Source organism: Desulforegula conservatrix Mb1Pa (genome assembly GCF_000426225.1).
Classification (GTDB): domain Bacteria; phylum Desulfobacterota; class Desulfobacteria; order Desulfobacterales; family Desulforegulaceae; genus Desulforegula; species Desulforegula conservatrix.
In genome coordinates this window covers 1-2318 of record NZ_AUEY01000159.1, presented here as the reverse complement: position 1 = coordinate 2318, position 2318 = coordinate 1, and the positions used below count along the sequence as shown (strand labels likewise).

At 40.1% G+C, this 2318-nt stretch carries 3 protein-coding genes and 1 pseudogene; 1 reads left to right on the top strand and 3 read right to left on the bottom strand.

Features of this window, described 5'->3' with window-relative positions; all coding sequences use genetic code 11:
• Nucleotides 1-209: 209 nt before the first annotated feature.
• Nucleotides 210-830 (top strand): annotated as a pseudogene (locus tag K245_RS25875) (IS3 family transposase); the annotation flags it as partial.
• Nucleotides 831-914: 84 nt separating this feature from the next.
• On the opposite strand, the gene K245_RS0121415 reads toward K245_RS25875, so the two are convergent.
• The 3 genes from K245_RS0121415 to K245_RS25870 form a co-directional block, all read right to left on the bottom strand.
• Nucleotides 915-1145, bottom strand: coding sequence for a DUF2442 domain-containing protein (locus tag K245_RS0121415; RefSeq protein ID WP_027360796.1), 231 nt, complete (start codon nt 1143-1145; stop codon nt 915-917).
• Nucleotides 1142-1414 (bottom strand): DUF4160 domain-containing protein, encoded by a 273-nt coding sequence (locus tag K245_RS0121410; protein WP_027360795.1) that lies wholly within the window; start codon nt 1412-1414, stop codon nt 1142-1144. Before K245_RS0121410 ends, K245_RS0121415 begins: the two co-directional genes overlap by 4 nt.
• A 211-nt stretch (nt 1415-1625) precedes the next feature.
• Nucleotides 1626-2171 carry a YkgJ family cysteine cluster protein gene (locus tag K245_RS25870; protein ID WP_051284534.1) on the bottom strand — a complete coding sequence of 182 codons (546 nt, stop codon included), beginning with the start codon at nt 2169-2171 and terminating at the stop codon, nt 1626-1628.
• Nucleotides 2172-2318 lie beyond the last annotated feature (147 nt).

Sequence of the window (2318 nt, the reverse complement as noted above, 5' to 3'; positions counted from 1 at the left end):
TTAAATTCGCGGTCTTCATTCTTCATGTCAGTTCTCCTTGCTTGGCTGAATATATCAGCTTTTTTTTAACTGACACAGAATTATGAACACCCTCGCAGAGAACTCAGGCACGCTTAGGTTATTTGTCTCCAGTTGCTTTTTCCATCAACTACTATAAAAAGAAAATGACTGGATAGATGCTTTGGTGTCTACTATTCCCGACCGAGGTCATCCGCAGAGAGCTTGGTATTCGGTGTATCCAGAAAAAAAAGTTCAAGGCGACAACCAATTCAAAACATGATCTGCCGATAGCGGACAACCTTCTTGAGCAGAATTTTGAAGTAAAGGCTCCGAACAAGGCCTGGCTGACGGATATCACCTACATACCAACAGGTGAAGGCTGGCTTTATCTTGCGGCTCATAAAGATCTGTTCAATGGTGAAATTGCTGGATATTCAATGAGTTCCAGAATGACAAGATCACTTGTAATGGACTCGCTAATAAAGGCAGTAAAAGCAAAAAGACCTCCAGCCGGGCTTATCAATCATTCTGACAGAGGTAGTCAATATTGCTCTGGCGATTATCAGAAAATGCTTAAAAAATATGAAATGAAAGCGTCCATGAGCAGAAAAGGAGATTGCTATGACAATGCCCCAATGGAGAGTTTCTGGGGTACTATCAAGCAAGAATTGATAAATCATCGAAAATATGAAACACGAAATCAGGCCATCAAGGAGATATCTGAGTACATTGACATTTTTTATAACAGGTAGAGAACTCAGGCACGGTTAGGTTATTTGTCTCCAGTTGCTTTTTCCATCAACTACTATAAAAAGAAAATGACTGGATAGATGCTTTGGTGTCTACTATTCCCGACCGAGGTGGAACTGGTGCGTGTCGGCGTCAGCTTGGGCGACTTGTTGGGCTCTTTTCAGTTACAGAGTTTGCCATCGAGCTTCAATGGTATCAGCAGAAAGATCTGCTCCACAGTCCCATTCGATAAAGTAATGCCCATTATAAACCCTCTCGAATTCTTCCCTTTTTTTAAGCGGTTCGAAAGCCTCTGATTCAAGATATGGCTTTAAGTCGAATAAACCTGAAGTGCCATTCTCATCTTTGATGTAAAGCACATAATTATCTTTAGGTATGATTTCAATAATTTTCATTGATCAAGCCCTCTAATTGGAAAGGGTTTTTTGCCATTGACGGCCAATTGCCAATCAGCGATAAGATCCTCTTGGTGTATTTCAATCCATGCAACGACCAGCTTGTGTTTTTTTACTGGAAGCTCTCCTGCCAGTACCGTACCATCTGTAATTGAGTAAACAGCTACCTGCCCTTGATATTCAGCATGAACATAAGGCATTTTGTGCTTTTCCATATCATAGAAAAACATTCGAATAAGGATTCCATAAAACATTGAAATTGTTGGCATGAATAGAGCGCCTCCTTTGATTTACCCAACTGAAAGCAAATATAATATCAAGACGAGATGCTTACAACTTTTATATTCTGGTAGATGATATAAATTGGAAGTCCAACGGTGAGCTAAGCTGCGCCGCCGCTGCCATGCTGGTGAAACCGGACGCACTCGGCGTCAGCTTGGGCGACTTGTTAGCCTAACACCTTTTAATAATTGGATTTTGTTAATAGAACTTATGCATTCCTGGCCATAGTTCTTTTTTTAAAGCCTCATATACATTGAAGACTATTGGACAAACTCCGTAGTTTTCTACCACTGCCATCAACCTACCCATGATGTCTTTTTTGTGCAAATGCGGAAAAGACTGACAATCTTTTGGATGTGCCCCGTAAATTTTACAACGGCCGCCGTATAATAGAGGACATGGTTCCTGATTGAATTTGAAACCTTCAGCTTCTGACACCAAATATTGCTCGATAAACTCACTTGGAAGCATTTGCAAACGCTTGGCCGCTGATTTGACATCAGATTGATTGATAACAGGATAGGTTTCACGGCAGCAATTATTGCACTTAGTACAGTCAATTTCAGTAGAAATTTCCTGATAGAGCTTATGTACAACCCTATCGAGTTGTGCTGAAGTATATTCGTATTTCAGAAACGCTCGAAAATCCCAATTTTCCCGTTCCTTCTCCACAGACAATGCTTTGATTTTTGACAAACTGGCTTCAATTTTTTTATTTTTAATCCTCTTTGCAGGGGCTTTCATTCTCATTTCCAATTTCCCAGAACATATCATGGACGAATAACTGCAAAATAGGCTTCCAAGTAACTATCCCTTAAGTAGCTGAAATCATTAGGTCTGAATTTTTGGCAAAAATTGCTTTTTTTTGCATCACAGACTATAATGCAACCC

What these genes read in the sequence shown, in the direction of transcription:
- K245_RS25870 (WP_051284534.1), bottom strand. Translation starts at nt 2,171, where the DNA reads ATGAAAGCCCCTGCAAAGAGGATTAAAAATAAAAAAATTGAAGCCAGT.
- K245_RS0121410 (WP_027360795.1), bottom strand. Translation starts at nt 1,414, where the DNA reads ATGCCAACAATTTCAATGTTTTATGGAATCCTTATTCGAATGTTTTTC.
- K245_RS0121415 (WP_027360796.1), bottom strand. Translation starts at nt 1,145, where the DNA reads ATGAAAATTATTGAAATCATACCTAAAGATAATTATGTGCTTTACATC.